Source organism: Caulobacter sp. 602-2 (assembly GCF_011043625.1).
In the GTDB taxonomy this organism is placed as follows: Bacteria; Pseudomonadota; Alphaproteobacteria; order Caulobacterales; family Caulobacteraceae; genus Caulobacter.
In genome coordinates this window covers 712,484-729,801 of record NZ_JAAKGT010000001.1, presented here as the reverse complement: position 1 = coordinate 729,801, position 17,318 = coordinate 712,484, and the positions used below count along the sequence as shown (strand labels likewise).

General features: G+C 68.1%; 16 protein-coding genes. 12 read left to right on the top strand and 4 right to left on the bottom strand.

The window, feature by feature from the left end; translation table 11 throughout:
• Positions 1-41 precede the first annotated feature (41 nt).
• The 10 genes from G5B46_RS03290 (at position 42) to G5B46_RS03245 (ending at position 11,685) form a co-directional block, all read left to right on the top strand.
• The gene (locus G5B46_RS03290) at positions 42-866 is read left to right on the top strand and encodes a flagellin (protein WP_109099650.1); all 825 of its coding nucleotides are present in this window, start codon (positions 42-44) and stop codon (positions 864-866) included.
• Positions 867-1,217: 351 nt separating this feature from the next.
• The gene (locus G5B46_RS03285) at positions 1,218-2,039 is read left to right on the top strand and encodes a flagellin (protein ID WP_116491545.1); all 822 of its coding nucleotides are present in this window, start codon (positions 1,218-1,220) and stop codon (positions 2,037-2,039) included.
• Positions 2,040-2,144: 105 nt separating this feature from the next.
• Entirely contained in the window at positions 2,145-2,489 is a 345-nt protein-coding gene (locus tag G5B46_RS03280) for a flagellar protein FlaG (protein WP_165256012.1), read from the top strand.
• Between the two features lie 183 nt (positions 2,490-2,672).
• Positions 2,673-3,509, top strand: coding sequence for a flagellin (locus tag G5B46_RS03275; protein ID WP_165256011.1), 837 nt, complete (start codon positions 2,673-2,675; stop codon positions 3,507-3,509).
• A gap of 110 nt (positions 3,510-3,619) precedes the next feature.
• Entirely contained in the window at positions 3,620-4,174 is a 555-nt protein-coding gene (gene pseH / locus G5B46_RS03270) for a UDP-4-amino-4,6-dideoxy-N-acetyl-beta-L-altrosamine N-acetyltransferase (protein ID WP_165256009.1), read from the top strand.
• Between the two features lie 90 nt (positions 4,175-4,264).
• Positions 4,265-7,102, top strand: coding sequence for a hypothetical protein (locus G5B46_RS03265; RefSeq protein ID WP_165256007.1), 2,838 nt, complete (start codon positions 4,265-4,267; stop codon positions 7,100-7,102).
• Between the two features lie 66 nt (positions 7,103-7,168).
• The gene (locus G5B46_RS03260; protein ID WP_165256006.1) at positions 7,169-7,849 is read left to right on the top strand and encodes a hypothetical protein; all 681 of its coding nucleotides are present in this window, start codon (positions 7,169-7,171) and stop codon (positions 7,847-7,849) included.
• A gap of 17 nt (positions 7,850-7,866) precedes the next feature.
• Positions 7,867-8,256 (top strand): hypothetical protein, encoded by a 390-nt coding sequence (locus G5B46_RS03255; RefSeq protein WP_165256004.1) that lies wholly within the window; start codon positions 7,867-7,869, stop codon positions 8,254-8,256.
• 157 nt (positions 8,257-8,413) lie between these two features.
• Positions 8,414-8,947 carry a single-stranded DNA-binding protein gene (ssb, locus tag G5B46_RS03250; protein WP_101715735.1) on the top strand — a complete coding sequence of 178 codons (534 nt, stop codon included), beginning with the start codon at positions 8,414-8,416 and terminating at the stop codon, positions 8,945-8,947.
• A gap of 416 nt (positions 8,948-9,363) precedes the next feature.
• Positions 9,364-11,685, top strand: coding sequence for a TonB-dependent receptor (locus tag G5B46_RS03245; protein ID WP_346764859.1), 2,322 nt, complete (start codon positions 9,364-9,366; stop codon positions 11,683-11,685).
• Here G5B46_RS03245 and G5B46_RS03240 read toward each other — a convergent pair.
• Entirely contained in the window at positions 11,682-12,584 is a 903-nt protein-coding gene (locus tag G5B46_RS03240) for a LysR family transcriptional regulator (protein WP_165256002.1), read from the bottom strand. The genes G5B46_RS03245 and G5B46_RS03240 overlap by 4 nt on opposite strands.
• A gap of 93 nt (positions 12,585-12,677) precedes the next feature.
• On the opposite strand from G5B46_RS03240, the gene G5B46_RS03235 reads away from it, so the two are divergent.
• Positions 12,678-13,259 carry an NAD(P)H-dependent oxidoreductase gene (locus G5B46_RS03235; RefSeq protein ID WP_165256000.1) on the top strand — a complete coding sequence of 194 codons (582 nt, stop codon included), beginning with the start codon at positions 12,678-12,680 and terminating at the stop codon, positions 13,257-13,259.
• Here the strand turns inward: G5B46_RS03235 and G5B46_RS03230 are convergent.
• The 3 genes from G5B46_RS03230 to bioF are packed head-to-tail and all read right to left on the bottom strand — an operon-like array spanning position 13,249 to position 15,953.
• Positions 13,249-14,136 carry a Gfo/Idh/MocA family oxidoreductase gene (locus G5B46_RS03230; protein WP_165255998.1) on the bottom strand — a complete coding sequence of 296 codons (888 nt, stop codon included), beginning with the start codon at positions 14,134-14,136 and terminating at the stop codon, positions 13,249-13,251. The genes G5B46_RS03235 and G5B46_RS03230 overlap by 11 nt on opposite strands.
• A 3-nt stretch (positions 14,137-14,139) precedes the next feature.
• Positions 14,140-14,802 carry a dethiobiotin synthase gene (gene bioD / locus G5B46_RS03225; RefSeq protein ID WP_165255997.1) on the bottom strand — a complete coding sequence of 221 codons (663 nt, stop codon included), beginning with the start codon at positions 14,800-14,802 and terminating at the stop codon, positions 14,140-14,142.
• Positions 14,799-15,953, bottom strand: coding sequence for an 8-amino-7-oxononanoate synthase (bioF, locus tag G5B46_RS03220; RefSeq protein ID WP_165255995.1), 1,155 nt, complete (start codon positions 15,951-15,953; stop codon positions 14,799-14,801). The genes bioD and bioF overlap by 4 nt, the downstream gene beginning before the upstream one ends.
• Before the next feature lie 73 nt (positions 15,954-16,026).
• Here bioF and G5B46_RS03215 point away from each other — a divergent pair, with 73 nt between their 5' ends.
• Positions 16,027-17,313, top strand: a complete 1,287-nt coding sequence (locus G5B46_RS03215; protein ID WP_165255993.1) for an adenosylmethionine--8-amino-7-oxononanoate transaminase — start codon at positions 16,027-16,029, stop codon at positions 17,311-17,313.
• The last annotated feature ends 5 nt before the right edge of the window (positions 17,314-17,318 follow it).

The window sequence follows — 17,318 nt, the reverse complement described above, 5'->3', positions numbered from 1 at the left end:
CGGCAAAACGCCGGGGCTCTCCACCAAAACGGTAGGTTCCTATGATCGCCAACTCCATCAACACCAATGCCGGCGCGATGATCGCGCTGCAAAACCTGAACGCCACCAACTCGGAGCTGACCACCACCCAGCAACGCATCAACACCGGCAAGAAGATCTCGAACGCCAAGGATAACGGCGCGATCTGGTCGATGGCGGAGATGCAGAGCGCGACCTCGAGCTCGTTGAATGCCGTGAAGGACTCGCTCCAGCGCGGTCAGTCGACCATCGACGTTGCGTTGGCGGCCGGCGACACGGTCACCGACCTGCTCGGCAAGATGAAGGAAAAGGCCCTGGCCGCTTCCGACACCTCGCTCAACACCGCTTCCTTCAAGGCGCTGCAGGCCGACTTCACGTCGCTGCGCGACCAGATCACCAAGGCCGTGACCAACGCCAAGTTCAACGGCGCCAGCGTGGTGGACGGTTCGACCACCAAGCTCGCGTTCCTGGCGAACGAAACCGGCGCGGCGTTCACCGTCACCTCGCGGACCCTGTCCCTCACGGGCATCGGTCTGACGACGACGACGACCTTCACGACGGCCGCTTCTGCGAAGACGATGATCGCCACGATCGATACGGCTCTGCAGACCGCGACCAACAAGCTGGCCTCGCTCGGCACCAACTCGGTGGGCCTGGACATGCACTTGACCTTCATGGGCAAGCTGCAGGACAGCCTCGACGCCGGTGTCGGCAACCTGGTCGATGCGGACATGGCCAAGGAAAGCGCCAAGCTGCAGTCGCTGCAAACCAAGCAGCAACTGGGCGTGCAGGCACTGTCCATCGCCAACCAGGCGCCCCAATCGATCATGTCGCTCTTCCGCGGCTGATCGAAGAAGCGCCGAACCTGGCGACCAAGCGCCGGGCGATCGAAAGATCGCCCGGCGTTTTCTTTTGTTCCGAGGGCTGATTTTCGGCGATCGACGGTCGGTTTGCGGGTGGGCAATTCGGTCGCATCTGCCGAAACCTGCCCGGCAATATTTGCCGACAGCGTGCCCGCCTCGGCAGAAATTGCCGGGATCGAACGTTCTAAACGAACCTATAACGTCGTAATTTCAATGACTTAGAATTTTTCGGCGAGTGGGCAGGATTGGCCCGGTAGTTGCTTCCTAGTTCAGCGAGCAAAACGCTCCCGGCAGTCAAAATGACGTCGGACAACCTGAAATAGGAACATATTCGTTATGGCGCTGAACAGCATCAACACGAACTCGGGCGCGATGATCGCCCTGCAAAACCTGAACTCGACCAACAGCGAGCTCAGCGTTACGCAACAACGCATCAACACCGGCAAGAAGATCGGCTCGTCCAAGGACAACGGCGCGATCTGGGCCACCGCCAAGAACCAGTCGGCCACCGCTTCCTCGCTCAACGCCGTGAAGGACTCGCTGCAACGCGGTCAGTCCACGATCGACGTCGCGCTGGCGGCCGGCGACACGGTGACCGACCTGCTCGGCAAGATGAAGGAAAAGGCCCTGGCCGCTTCCGACACCTCGCTGAACACGGCTTCGTTCAAGGCGCTGCAAGCGGACTTCACCTCGCTGCGCGACCAGATCACCAAGGCTGTGACCAACGCCAAGTTCAACGGCGCCAGCATCATCGACGGTAAGACCACGAAGCTCAGCTTCCTGGCCAACTCGGACGGCACGGCCATCACCGTGAACGCCAAGACCCTGTCGCTGACCGGCATCGGCCTGAGCACCACGACCACCTTCACGACCGCCGCTGCGGCCAAGACGATGATCACCACCATCGACACGGCTCTGCAGACGACGACCAACAAGCTGGCTTCGCTGGGCACCAGCTCGACCGGCCTGGACACCCACCTGAACTTCGTCGGCAAGCTGCAAGACAGCCTCGACGCCGGCGTGGGCAACCTGGTCGACGCCGACCTGGCCAAGGAAAGCGCCAAGCTCCAAGCCCTGCAAACCAAGCAGCAGCTGGGCATCCAGGCGCTGTCGATCGCCAACCAGTCGACCGGCACGGTTCTGAGCCTGTTCCGATAAGGGACGAGCAGGGGGCGATCCTTTCGGGTCGCCCCCGCCTTTCTCTCGGCCTTCGGCCGGGGAGGGGAGCAAAGAAGGCGCCGCTGAACGGCGGTGGCAGGAGAGATGGAAAACAAGGCCGCGCTGCCGGCTCAGGTTCAAGAGCCGCCCGCGCAAAACCAGATCATTCCCATGACCGTCCCGGGCAAGGCCTCGGACGGCGAAGTCGTTTCCGGAACCGGCAAGGCCGAGGCCCGCAAGCCCGCCGAGCAGAAGGTCGTCGATGACGGCCCCCAGCCTGGCGACCTGCGTCTCGTGATCGAGCAGGACACCGACAGCGGCGTATACGTCTACAAGACGGTGGATCGGCGGACGGGTGAAACCCTCAAGCAGTATCCCCGCGAGGACGTGCTGCGGTTCAAGGAATCGGCCTCCTACGGCCCCGGCGCCATCTACGACGGCCTGACCTAGCAGGCCTTCGCGCGCCACGGTTCGGATGCACGCTTGCGGCGCGACGTCGCAGGCGCATCATGGTTTACGCGCGTTAACCATATTCTTACTCCCCGGGCGGCAAGTTCACGGCCGATCCGCTCGGGCGTCGAATCGCGCACCGAGCTCCTCGTAAATCGGCGAGAACGCCGTTCGGAGATCGTGATGACGCTGAGCGTGAACACCAATCAGCCTGCGCTGATCGCCCTGCAGAACCTGAACAAGACCAACGACGAGATGCAGGGCGTCCAGACCCGCATCAACACCGGTCTTGCGATCTCCAGCGCCAAGGACAACGCCGCCGTCTGGTCGATCGCCCAGGACCAGCAGGCCGACCGCTCCGCCCTGGCCTCGGTCAAGATGAGCCTGGACCGCGCCACCTCGATCGCCGACGTCGCCCTGACGGCCGGGGAGTCGGTCTCCGACCTGCTCAACCTGATGCGTGAGAAGGTGGTCGCCGCCAAGGACAGCTCGCTGTCGACCCAGGCCCGCACCGCCCTCAACGCCGACTTCCAGGGGCTGCTCAGCAACCTCACCCAGGTGGTCGACAGCGCCACCTTCGACGGGGCCAACATCCTCGACGGCAGCCAGACCAACGCCATCACCTTCCTGGCCGACGCCGACGCCCAGACGGTGATCTCGCTGAACCTGCAGACCCTGTCGCTGGGCAGCCCCAAGAACAGCCTGCTGGCCGGCGACAGCATCGCCACCCTGACCCAGGCCACCGCGGTGCTGGCCCGCCTGGACACCACGATCGCCACGGTCAACCAGGCGGTCGGCTCGATCGGTTCGCAAGCCAAGCAGATCGACGCTCACAACACCTTCGTCTCGAAGCTGTCGGACGTGCTGGAGACCGGTGTCGGCAACCTGGTCGACGCCGACATGGCCAAGGAAAGCGCGCGCCTGCAGGCCCTGCAGGTGAAGCAGCAGCTGGGCGCCCAGGCGCTGTCGATCGCCAACGGCGCCCCGCAGATCATCCTGTCGCTGTTCGGCAACGGCTGACGCAAGCGCCTGCCGCTACGTAATTGTCATACGAAACGCCGGTCTTTCGCTAGGCCGGCGTTTCTTGCGTGGTTACTGTGCTTCCTGCAGCGCAAGGGGATTCGCTTGGCATGATCGAACTGCGGGACTTGAAGGACGAGGACGAGGCGGTGCTGTTCCAGTGGCGCGCCGAGCCCGAGGTCGACCGCTGGATGTCCGACGCGGCGTTCCCCAGCCACGAGGCGCACGCCGAGTGGTTCGAAAGCCTGCGCAACGATCCCGACATGCGCGGCTGGATGATCGTGCGCGCCGGCGCTCCGGCCGGCCTGCTGACCCTGACGGGCCTTCAGTCGCATCACCGCCGCGCGGGCTGGAACTGGTTCGTCGGCGCCGCCGACGCGCGTCGGCGCGGGGTAGGGCGGGCGGCGCAGGTTCTGGGTCTCGACCGCGCCTTCGGCGAGCTTGGCCTGCACAAGGTGTTCGCCGAGGTGATGGCCGACAACGACGCGGCGCTTAAGGCCCAGTCGGCCTCGGGCTTCCGTCGCGAGGGCTATCTGCGCGGCCATGTGCTCAAAAACGGCGAGCCGCGCGACGTCGTGCTGCTGGGCATCCTGGCCGAGGAATGGGCCGAACTGCGCGAAGAGGCCCGCCGGTCGTTGAGCGACGCGCACCTGATCGCGGCGTGATCGAGACTATTCACACGTCTTAACGAAACGTCAGCGTTCGTATCCGATCATTGCCACGCGTGGCGTAGTGCGCCCTTTGTGGAAGCCGTCGTGATCACTTTCGACACCAGTTCGCTGCTGAGCTACTACCAGGCCAAGCTTGGTGTGGGCACGGCCGCGTCCGCGCTGTCGTCGGGCACGACCAGCTCCACCTCCACGGCCAAGCAGGGAATCCCGGCCGCGCCGTGGACCACGGTGACCACCGAGCCCAGCGACCTGGTGAAGGCGGCGCTGAACGGCCGCAAGTTCGTCGACGAAGGCGCCGCCGAGGCCGCCGCGCCGGGCATCAAGGGCGACTACAAGAAGCTGTTCTCGGCCTATCAGGCGCTGAACACCCTGACGGCGATCGCCAACCGCGCCAGCGAGAAGAACGTTTCCGACAGCGAGATCAAGCGCCTGCAGACGGCGCTGACCAAGGGGCTGACCGAGCTCACCAACTACGTCCAGAGCGCCAATACCGAGGGCATGCGCCTGACCACCGGCGCGGCCATGACGCAGGACAAGTCCAAGGTCGGCGTGCCCAAGAACGTCTACGGCTACGTCACCAACACGCTCTACAGCGGCCAGTTCGATGACGAGGTCCCCGCGTTCAAGGGCGACCAGAAGTTCACGATGTCGGTCACCAAGTTCGGCGAGACGCAGAACCTGACCATGGACCTGGCCGAGATGGGCTCGACGCCGCGGACGATGTCCAACGTGGTCAGCTTCTTCAACAGCAAGCTCCAGGCCGCCGGCTACAACACCACCTTCGCCGTCGAGCGCACGCCCGGCGTGGAGCGCACGACGACCGTCAACGGCCAGACCGTGAAGCTGCCGGCCACCGGCGACGACTTCGCCCTGCGCATCCGCGGCGATTCCATCGAGAAGCTGAGCTTCACCGCCCCGGCCCCCAAGCCGGCGGTCTACATCACCACCGAGGCCGGCAATCCCGACCCCGACAAGGACACCAAGACCGACGATGCGGTCATCGAGAACACCCTGACCAAGTACGGCACGGGCTCCAGCGCCGGCGTGGCCGGGGCCAAGGTGTTCTCCGACACGCTGGAAGGCACGGTCGCCAAGGTCCACAAGACCGTCACCGGCCCCGACGGCTCGATCTACGTGCTGGCCGACGTCGAAAAGAGCGTCGAGAGCCAGACCATCAAGGGCGACCAGGACGTCGCCCTGCTGAAGTACGACTCGGCCGGCAAGCTTCTGTACGCCCGCAGCCTGGGCGCGGCCGACACCGCCACCGGCTACTCGATCGCGGTCTCCGACGACGGCAAGGTCGCCATCGCCGGTTCGGTGGCCGGCACGCTGAACGGCGCCACGACCGGCCCGATCAACTCCGACAGCAACGGCACGGTCACCGACAGCTTCGTGTCGCTGTACGACGCCAATGGCGACGAGGCCTGGACCGTCCGTCGCGGCGGCCTGCTGGAGGACGAGGCCACCGCCGTCGCCTTCGGCCAGGACGGCGTCGTCTACGTGGCCGGCCGCACCAAGTCGGACCTGCCGGGCGCGACCGGTTCGGCCTCGCAGGGCGGCTACGACAACTACCTGACCGGTTTCGCGACCGATATCGCCGGCACGCCCAAGGCGCTGTTCACCACCCATTTCGGCAGCGCCGAGAACGACACCGTGTCGGGCATGGTCGTCGACGGCGGCAAGGTGATCGTGGCCAGCAAGGAAGGCAGCCAGGCCAAGCTGCGCAGCTTCGACGTGGGCACGACCGTGGTCACCGAGAACCGCACCTCGCTGAACTCGGCCGGGATCTACGAGACCAAGGCCGTCACCTACACCAAGGCCGCCACCATGACCGTGGGCGCGGTGCGCGACCTGGGCACCCTGAAGGGCGGCGACATCGCGGGCATCGCCATCGACGACGGCCAGCTCTACATCGGCGGCTACACCACCAACGGCGAGCTGTCGGTGGGCAACGTCGCCTCGGCCGCTTCGGGCGGTTCGGACGGCTTCGTCGCCCGGATCTCGCTCGACCTGACCGACACCGCCGACGACACGATGGCCTATTACGGCGGCACGGGCGACGACACCGTCACCGGCATGGCCGTCTCGAACGGCCAGGTCTGGCTGGTCGGGGCGGCCGGCAAGGACCTGGCGGGCCTGCCCACCGTCGGCACCAAGGACGGCTATGTCGCCCAGATCGACATGGACACCGGCGCGGCGTCCTGGGAGCAGCGCCTGACCGGCAAGGACGGCTACGCGACCCCGACCTCGATCGCCGTCGACGCCTCCGGCTCCAGCGCGCTGGACGTCTTCGGCCTGCCGCGCGGGGCGATGAACTTCACCCAGTCGGACAAGATTGTCTCGGCCACCTCGGCCCGTCCGGGCGACACCTTCCAGATCCGCACGCGCGAGCGCGGTCCGCTGACCACCATCACCATCAGCGCCAGCGACACGCTCGAGACCCTGGCCGACAAGATCCGTCGCGCCTCGGGCAGCGCGGCCAAGGTGTCGATCAGCAGCGACGGCAACATGCGCAAGCTCAGCATCACGCCGGCCTTCAAGACCTCGACCGTCGAGATCCTGCCGGGCAAGGGCGACAGCGACGTGCTGGACGCGCTGGGCCTGGCCGCGGGCGTGGTGCGAAACACCAAGACCGAGAGCGGCCGCACCGTCTCGGCCGACGGCAAGGGGCCGGTTTACGGCCTCAAGCTCAATCTCGACATGAGCCTGGCCGACGCCGAGTCGCGGGCCACGACCGCCGACCTCCTGAAGTCGGCCACGGCGGCGATCCGCAACGCCTATCGCGAGATGGCCGACATCGCCAACGGGGTGAAGGTCGACACGTCCTCGACCAACAGCGCCACCACCGGCACGGCGCCTGCCTACCTGACCAACCAGATCGCCAACTACCAGGCCGCGCTCGATCGTCTGACCGGCGGTTGACAATTGTAAGCGCTCCACGGCGCGGCGACGCTTGAAACCGTCATCGACGCGTCGTAGCCAGGGGGCATGGAACTTCTCAAAGACCGACGCGTGCTGCTGGGCGGCGGAGCGGCCCTGGCTGTGATCGCTGGCCTGGGCGTGGCCTTCGCGCTGATGGGCGGCAAGGACCGCAAGCCGGCCGAAGAGCCGCCGGCCTCGCGCGCCGGCCTGATCGTCGAGACCGGCCGTCCGGACGACACCAAGCTGAACGATCCGGCCCGTCCGCTGCGCTGCTTCGTCGGCGGCCAGTTCGTCGGCGAGACCACCCTGGCCGAATGCGCCAAGAAGAACGGCGTGGCCACCGGCGCCCTCGACGTCGGCGTCGACGAGACCGGGGCCCTTGCCGCGGCCGACCAGGCCGGCACGGTCCTGACCCCGCTGCCGCCGCCGGCCGTCAGCGCGCCGGTCGCGACCGCCCCGACGCCCGCGCCCACAGGGCCGACCGCGGCCAGCAGCGCGCCCCTGGCCGTCTGCCAGCGCTATTCCGGCGGCCAATGGAACAAGCTGCCGGGCGAGATCACCCAGAACGCCTGCATCCAGCAGTTGTTCGCCGGCAAGTGCGAGCGTCCGGGCGGCGCCACCTACGGCCGTTGGGGCGACGAGACGCTGCGCCTGCTGCCGGGCCGCATCGAGGCTTCGTCCGACAACCGCTCGTTCCATCTGGTGGTCGAACAGGCCGCCAACTGCGCCATTCCCAGCGTCGGCTGAGCCGAAGGAGTTCTCTGATGCGTGTTTCCTCCATCGCCGCCGTCCTGGCGCTCGGCGTCGGCGCCATCGCCCTTTCCGGCTGCGTGAAGCAGACCAAGGCTCCGTTCGACCAGGGCATCTGCAACCACGTGATCGAGAAGAAGGACGGCACGCTGCAGTTCAACCCGGTCGAGCGCAACGTGCCCAACATGGAGACCTGCGCGGCCACCCTGGAAGGCATGCGCATCCGCTTCATGCGCATGGGCCTGCGCCGCGAGCGACTGACCGGCTCCTACCAGGGCAAGTTCATCTTCGTGGAGAAGGAAGGCATCTATCTGGGCGACAGCTATGAAGGCGCCCGGTTCATGTCGCTGGTCCGCACGGGCGACGGCCGCCTGGCGGTTCCGGGCGCGCTGCCGGCGCGCTGATCGCTTGAATTGAGCAGGAGAGGGCGGTGGATAACCGCCTCCGTTCACAGGAACGTTTGTAGAACAAATCTTGCTTTTCTGTTTGCCGAGTCGTTAACGTCCTGGCTTCGAGATTCCGGCGCGTTGGGTCGCCGGGCGAGAGAACAGGGCATCGCCAATGGCTGGCAGCGTCAACAAGGTCATCCTCGTCGGCAACCTCGGGGCCGACCCGGAAATCCGCACCCTCAACTCGGGCGACCGCGTCGCCAACCTGCGCATCGCCACGTCCGAGACCTGGCGCGACCGCTCCAGCGGCGAGCGCAAGGAAAAGACCGAGTGGCACCGGGTGGTGATCTTCAACGACAACCTGGTCAAGGTCGCCGAGAGCTACCTGCGCAAGGGCTCGACCGTCTATATCGAGGGCGCCATCCAGACCCGCAAGTGGACCGACCAGCAGGGCCAGGAAAAGTACTCGACCGAGATCGTGCTGCAGAAGTTCCGCGGCGAGTTGACCATGCTGGGCGGCCGCGGCGACGGCGCCGGCGCCTCGTCGGGCGGCGGCGGTTATGACGACGGCTACGGCCAGGGCGGTGGCGGCGGCTACGGCGGCGGTCAGGGCGGCGGCAACTTCGGCGGCGGCGCTCCGCGCAGCCAGCCCAGCGGCCCGCGCGAGAGCTTCTCGGCCGACCTGGACGACGAAATCCCGTTCTAAGCATCCGTCATCGGATGAAAACGAAGAGGCGGCCGGTTCCGGAAGGGGCGGCCGCCTTTTCTTTGCGCGTTCGGCGCCGGAGAGCGCGGCGCCGGAGGCCGCAGGCGCGATCGGGAAGGTTGCGGGTTTGACGAGAAGGGCGCGGCGCCATGGGGTGTCGTCAGGCGGGGTGTCGCCCGGCGCCGTTCGGCGTCAAATCCAGATCCGTATCGAGCTGCCTCGACATCAGTATGCGGGGCGGGCGGGAACGGTGTTTCTCCGTCCTGTCGAGTAACGGTGCTGGTGCATATTAAATGATCTCGTTTGTCGCTGACGGAACCACGAAGAAAAGTGGGCTCCTGTAACGGCGATTTCTGTTTTTTGACCTGCGGTCGGGAGCCAGTCTCGCCGTGGGGGTCAGAAAGCAGGGGATAGCCGTGATCCAAGCCAAGTCGAACCAGCGTGCGTTTCGTCGTCTGAAGGCCGCCTTGCTGGCGGCCAGCGTCATGGGGGCCGGCGCGCCGGCCTTCGCCGAGGAAGATCCCAAGGGGCGGGCCGACGAGGTCGACGCCGTGGTGGTCACCGGCAAGCGGGTGTCGGAGGCCAGTGTGGCCATCGGCACCGACCAGGCCACCGCCACCGTCTCGATCACGCGCGAGGCGCTGCTTTCGGCGCCGGCCGGCGTGACGGGCCTGAAGATGCTGGAGAGCCTGCCGGGCTTCAACGTCCAGGCCAACGACGCGCTGGGCATGTACGAGTTCGGCAACTCGGTGTCGGTGCGGGCCTTCAACTTCCAGCAGATCGGCTTCCTGCTCGACGGGATCCCGATGGGCCGCAGCGACCAGTTCGGCGGCAGCCCGATCTATCGCTATGTCGACAACGAGAACCTGGCGCGGGTGCAGGCCTCTGCCGGGGCCGGCGATGTGTCGCTGCCCAGCTACGCCTCGCTGGGGCCGGTCGTCGACTATTTCAGCAAGACGCCCGACACCGAGGCCGGCGGCTCGATCAGCCAGACCCTGGGCGAGGACAACCTGCGCCGCAGCTTCCTGCGCCTGGAGAGCGGCAAGATCGGCCGGCTGTCGGGCTATGTCGCTGGATCGTGGATCAAGGGCGACCTGTGGCGCGGTCCCGGCTTCATCAAGCGCGAGCACTACGAGGGCAAGATCGACTACGCCTTCGAGAGCGGCGGGAACCTGACGTTCCAGACCGTGCACAACGACTATTTCGACTACGACTCCCCGTCTATCACCAAGGCCCAGTATGCCGGAACGGCGGGCGACCTCTTCGGGCGCAAGGGCAGGGACTTCGCCTATCTCGGCTATGTGCCCAACCTGCCGGTGACGGCCCCGGGCGTGGCGTACTCAAACGCGGCCTACAACCAGTACTACAAGTTCGCGGTCAACGCCCGGCAGGACCACCTCTACGGCCTGTCGCTGAACAAGCCGATCGGCGAAGCCTTCGAGATCCGCTCGACCGCCTACTACGAAGACAAGGGCGGCTACGGCGTCTCGCCCGAGGCCTATTCGGTCTCGCTGGGCAGCTACAACGCCGAGAGCGCGTTCGTGCCCGGCCTGACCGCGCCCAAGGGCCTGCAGTACGGCCTGTCGGGCGTCGACGGCACGCGCAAGGGGATCACCGTCGGCGGAACCTGGCGGGCGGGGATCCATACCCTGCAGGCCGGCGTCTGGCTGGAGAAGGACGACTACCACCGCACCCAGGCGCGCTATAACACCCAGAACGGCGATCCGGACGGCACGCCGCTGCTGAACGAGCCGGTGCACCTGCAGCGCAACTACACCTCGACCCGCGAGACGACCCAGTTCTTCCTCAAGGACACGGTCGGCCTGCTCGACGACAAGCTGAAGGTCGAGCTGGGCTTCAAGGCCACCGACATCGACTACGAGATCGCCGGCTATCGCAATCCGGCCGACTACATCGCCCGGCGTCAGCCCCGGATCACCGACAACTGGAAGGACAGCTTCCTGCCGCAGGTGGGCCTGGTCTATTCGATCAATAGCCGCGACCAGGTGTTCGCGTCGTACTCTGAGAACCTGGCCCTGCCGCGCGGCGCCGACGACATCTTCTCGGCCGCCAGCCCGACCGTGCCCGGGCCCGACGCCGAGACCTCGCAGAACCTCGAGATCGGCTATCGCGCCAACCGGCCGACCTTCAACGCCTCGGTCGTGGCCTACTACACCGCCTTCGAGAACCGCCTGCAGTCCTACGCCTCGGTGGTGCCGGGCAGCACGACCACCGAGACCTTCTTCCAGAACGTCGGCGGCGTTGAGGCCCACGGGGCCGAGTTCAGCGGCCAGTGGAAGCCGCAACTGCTGGGCGGCAAGGTCTATTTCAACGCCAACCTGTCGTACAATCGGGCCGAGTTCGAGAACAACTTCGGGACCAACGTCATCGCCGGCAACACGCTGCCCGACTTCCCGACATGGCTGTTCCAGGGCGGGGTGACCTGGGAGCCGACCGACTGGGCGCTGGTCAACATCTCGGCCCGCCACCTCAGCGACCGCTACACCAACTTCACCAACACCGAGCAGACCGACGGCTACACGGTCTGGAACGCCTATGTGGACCTGGGCGACGGCTTCGGCGTGGGCCCGTTGAAGCAGGTCAAGGCCCGCATCAACGTCGACAACATCTTCGACGAGGACTACCTGGGCACGATCAGCACCACGGTGAGCACGGCCGCCAGCTTCCGGCCGGGCTCGCACCGGACCTTCCAGGTGACGCTGTCGGCCGACTTCTAGGCCGCCTCGGCCAGGTGAGCCCGCACCAGGGCGGCGACGTGGCGCACGGCCAGGTCGTCGTCGCGGCGGGCGTGCCAGGCCATGTGCAGCGGAAAACCCTCGACGGCGATCGGCGGCTCGAACACCGCGAAGGCCTCGCGTCCCTGCGCCGGCAGGCAGCGGCGGGGCAGCATGGCCACCAGATCGGTGGCCAGCAGCAGCGGCGGCGCCATGCCGAAGCTTGGAACCACCACGCCCACGCGCCGCTCGCGGCCGTGGGCGGCCAGGGCCTGGTCGAGCGCGCCGCGGGTCTCGCCGCGTCCCGAGACCAGCACGTGCGGCCAGGCCAGCCAGCGCTCCAGGTCGAAGCCTTCGGCGGCCGGATGGCCCGCGCGCATGGCCACGACATAGGTCTCGAACAGCAGTTGCTCGCGGCGGAAGGCGCTGTCGACGGCGGGGAACACCGACACCGCAAGATCGCTGTCGCCCCGCGCCAGGCTATCCAGGGCCGCCGTCGCGCCGTGCCAGGGCTGGATGACGAGGTCGATCCCGGGCGCGCTGACGGCCAGGTCCGCCAGCAGGGCGGGAGCCAGCATGGCGGCCGGATGGTCGGCCATGACCAGGCGCACGGCGCGGCGCAGGGTGGCGAGATCCTGTACCGGCGGGCTGATCACGGCTTCGACGTCGGCCAGCAGGGCCCGCAGCGGGCCGCGCAGGGCCTCGGCCTTGGGCGTCAGCTTCATGGCCCCGCCGGCGCGCTCCAGCAGCGGATCGCCGAACAGGTGGCGGCAGCGGTCCAGGGCGCTGGAGGTCGCCGGCTGCGACAGGGCCAGGCGCGTGGCCGCCCGCGTCACGTGCGCCTCGTCCAGCAGGGCGTCGAGCACGACGAGAAGGTTGAGGTCGATCCCACGTAAATTCATGAGATCGATTTTATATCATATGGTCTATCCATTGGAATGATCTTGGTCGTCGGCCGATCCTGCTTCTCGCCAACCGGCCAAGGAGCTTTTCCGATGACCAAGACCCTGATCCTCGCCTTCCATCCCGACCTGGCCCGCTCGCGCGCCAACGCCGCCATGCTGGGCGCCGCCGCGCGCCTGCCGGGCGTCGAGATCGCCGATCTCCATGGCCTTTATCCCGACGGCCGGATCGACGCCGACCGCGAGGTCGCCCGCCTGCTGAGCGCCGACCGCATCGTGCTGCAGTTTCCCGTCCAGTGGTACGCCACGCCGGCCCTGCTCAAGGCCTGGCAGGACCTGATCCTGACGCGGATGTTCTACCTGGCGTACGACGCTGAGGGGCGCAGGCTGGAGGGCGCGCCGCTGCTGGTGGCCGCCACGGCCGGGAACACGCCGCAGGCCTACGGGCCGGGCGGCATGAACCTCTATCCGCTGGAAGACCTGCTCAAGCCTCTTCGCGCCACGGCCAACCGCTGCGGCCTGCCGTGGACCGAGCCGTTCCTGGCCTACAGCGCCAACAAGCTGTCGGACGGCGAGATCGCCGATCTGGCCATGCGCTACGCGGGGCGCCTGTCGGCCTGGATCGCGGCGACGCCGCGGGCGCGGGCCGAGACGGCGATGGCGCTCAGGGCGTGAGCTCGGCCACCACCTGTTCGCACAGGCGATGGGTCTCCAGGGCGTCGAGGGTCGACAGTCGCCGGTCCTCGCGCACGGCGGAAAGGAAGGCGTCGATCATCGCCTCGAAGCCGCGCTGGCGGCCGACGCTGGTCCAGTCGCCGCGACGGACCAGATGCTCGCCGCCGGCGAAATCGGTGACGTCGGACAGGTTGACCACCCGGCGCTTGATCCCGCCGCCCATCACCTCCAGCACCTCCTCGTTGGCGCCGCTGGTCCGGTTCATGATCCCGACGGCGTCGAGGCCAGGGCCGGTCAGGTGCAGCATCACGTGCTCCAGCAGGTCGCCGTCACGGCGGCCGCTGATCCTGGCCTCGGTCGCGCCGGGCGCCAGGAAGCGCAGGCTGTCGATCACGTGGATGAAGTCGTCGAAGACCGTGCGGCGCACGCCGTCGGCATGGCCCGTGCGGTTCTTCTGCATCAGCACGAAGGGCGCCTTCAGCGCCGCCGCCTCGACCTGGGCGGGCGCGTGACGGCGGTTGAAGCCGACAGCCAGCGACACGCCGCGCGTTTCGGCCAGGTCCACGACGGCCTCAGCCTCGTCCAGCGTGTCGGCGATCGGCTTGTCGACCAGCGTGGGCACGCCGGCTTCGATCAGCCGGCGGACGATAGCCGGATGGACCTCGGTGGCGGCGTGCACGAAGGCCACGTCGAGGCCCTGGGCCAGCGCTTCGTCGAGATCGGTGTGCAGGCGGTCCACGCGCCAGGCCGCGCCCAGTTCGTCGAGCGTGGCGGTGCTGCGGGTGACGAAGGCCAGCTGCACGTCGGCGCGGGTTCCCAGCACCGGCAGGTAGGCTTTGCGGGCGATGTCGCCCAGGCCGATCATCGCCACGCGCATGCGTCAGAGCCCCTTCGCCAGATGGTCGGCCAGTTCGCTTGCGTCCCAGGCTTCGTCGCGCGGTGCAAGGAAGATCGGCGTCTCGCGCTCGAAGGCGGCCAGGGCGTCGGCGGTCTGGACGAGGTCGGGCGCGTCCAGGCTCTCGCTCATCACGATGGCGGCCACGGTCACGCCGCGGGCCCGCAGGGCGACCAGGGCCGTCAGCACGTGGCTGATGGTGCCGAGGTACGAGCCGGCGATCAGCAGCACCGGCAGGTCGAGCGCGGCGATCAGGTCGAGATTGGTGGCCTCGTCGGTCAGGGGCGACATGACCCCGCCCGCGCCTTCCACCAGCATCAGGTCATGACCGCCGGCGAGAGCCGCGCGGCAGTCGGCGGCCAGGTCCTCGATCCGCAGGACGTCGCCCTCAAGGCGCGCGGCGAGGTTGGGGGCCAGCGGCGCGAGATAGCGGCGCGGCGAGATGCGGGGCAGGGCGGCCGGGTCGCCCAGGGCGGCGGCCAGTCGCGCCGGATCGCTGGAAGCAGGATCGGCCGGGTCGAAGCCGCTGACCACCGGCTTGAAGGCGTCGACGGCGAAGTCTCTGTTCTTGAGGGCCCGGATCAGGGCGCAGGCGACGTGGGTCTTGCCGATGTCGGTGCCGGTTCCGGCGACGAACAGGGCGCTCACTGGCCGGCCTCGACGTAGGGGCGGACCAGGGCGGCCAGGCGCAGGACCTCCTCGTCCGAGTGCTCGGCGCTGAAGGCCAGGCGCAGGCGGGCGGTGCCGGCCGGAACGGTCGGCGGCCGGATGGCCACCACCAGGAAGCCCTCGGCCTCCAGGGCGGTCGAGGCGCCCAGGGCCGCGTCGGCCTCGCCGATCACCACCGGCACGATCGGGCTCTCGGCGCGCGGCAGGCCCGCGGCCTGGGTGAACAGACGCGCCTTGCGCAGCGGCTGCGCGGCGAAGGCGGGGTCCGCCTCGATCAGGTCCAGCGCGGCGATGGCCGCCGCGGCCGAGGCCGGCGGCAGGCCGGTGGTGTAGACGACGGTGCGCGCCCGGGTCTTCAGGAAGTCGACCACAGCCTGCGAGGCGCACAGATAGCCGCCGTACGAGCCAAGCGCCTTGGACAGCGTGCCCATCTGCAGCGGGATCACCGCTTCGGGGAACAGGGCGGCGGTTCCCTTGCCCTCGCCCAGCACGCCCACGCCGTGCGCGTCGTCGACCAGCAGCCAGGTGTCGTTGGCCTCGCAGACGGCCGACAGCCAGTCCAGGGGCGCGACGTCGCCGTCCATAGAGAACACCCCGTCGGTGGCGACGAGGGCGTGGCGGAAGCTCGCGCGATGCTGCGCCAGCAGCTCGGCCAGGGCGTCGCTGTCGTTGTGGGGGAAGCTGACGACCTTGGCGCCGGAGAGCTGAGCGCCGGCCCAGATGCAGGCGTGGGCCAGCTCGTCGACGAACACCACGTCCTGCTTGCCGGCGAAGGTGGGGATCACGCCGGTGTTGGCCAGGTATCCGGAACCGAACACCACGCAGGCCTCGGTTCCCTTCAGGCGGGCCAGGCGCGCCTCGAGCTCCGAGATCAGTGGATTGTCGCCGGTGACCAGGCGTGATGCGCCCGAGCCGGCGCCATGGGCCGCGACGGCCTCTCGGGCGGCGGCGATGACGGTCGGGTGTTGCGACAGGCCCAGATAGTCGTTGCACGAGAAGGACAGCAGGCGCTTGCCGTCGCGCTCGACGACCGCGCCGGGCAGGCGGCGGGTGGGCTTTAGGCGGCGGCGCAGGCTCATGGCCTCCAGGGCCGCGAGCTTGCCGCTCGCGAAGGCGTCCAGACTGTGCATTCCGATTCCTGTTTGCCCTCGGGGCCGAGCCCGTCTAGGCGGGGCGCCCCTCCGGCGCAACGAAAGGATCGCCATGACCACTCCCGACTGGCTCGCCCAGGGCGCCAAGCACGTGTGGCGGCCCTACTGCCAGATGAAGACGGCCCCGGCGCCGCTTCCGATCGTGCGCACCCACGGTTCGCGGATCGTGCTGGAGGACGGCCGCGAACTGGTCGACGGCATCGCCAGCTGGTGGACGGCGGTGCACGGCTACAACCACCCCCACATCGCCGCCGCGGTCCGCGAGCAACTGGAAGCCATGCCTCACGTGATGTTCGGAGGCCTGGCCCATGCGCCGGCCTATCGGCTGGCCGCGCGCTTGGCGGCGATCCTGCCGGGCGAGCTGGATCACGTGTTCTTCGCCGAGTCCGGCTCGGTCTCGGTCGAGATCGCCATGAAGATGGCGCTGCAGTTCCACATCAATCGCGGTGAGGCGGGCCGTACGCGGTTCCTGTCGTTCCGCGGCGGCTATCACGGCGACACCCTGGCGACGATGACGGTCTGCGACCCGGAGGAGGGGATGCACAGCCTGTTCTCGGGCGTCATGCCCGCCCAGGTGATCGCCGACCTGCCGCTGGACGACGCGGGCGAGGCCGCGCTCGACGCCTTGCTCGCCGAACGCGGCGCGGAGATCGCCGCCATGCTGACCGAGCCTCTGGTGCAGGGCGCGGGCGGCATGCTGTTCCACGATCCCGAGGTCCTGCGCCGCCTGCGGCGACTGTCCGACAAGCACGGCGTTCTACTGATCTTCGACGAGATCTTCACCGGCTTTGGCCGCACCGGCGAGCTTTTCGCCATGCAGGCCGCCGGGGTCGAGCCCGACATCGTCACCCTGTCCAAGGCCCTGACCGGCGGCACGCTGCCGCTGTCGGCCGCCGTGGCCTCGAAGACGGTGTTCGAGGCCTTCTGGTCCGACGACGCCGGCGCGGCCCTGATGCATGGGCCCACCTATATGGGCAACGCCCTGGCCTGCGCCGCCGCCAACGCGTCGCTGGATCTGTTCGAGGCCGGAACCTGGAAGGCCGACGTGGCCCGGGTCTCGGCGGCCCTGAAGAACGGGCTGGAGCCGTGCCGATCGGCGCCCGGCGTCGTCGACGTGCGGGTGCTGGGCGCCATCGGCGTCGTCGAGTTCGCCTCGCCGGTGGCCGTCGGCGCCCTCTGCCAGGCCTTCGCGGCCAAGGGCGCGTGGATCCGGCCGATGGGCAAGGTGGTCTACCTGACGCCGGCCTTCACGACGCCCGACGCGGACCTCGACATCCTTCTGTCGGCTATTCGCGAGGTCATCGGGGCCGGCGGGGTTGAAGGAAGCGGCGGGGTCTGATCCAA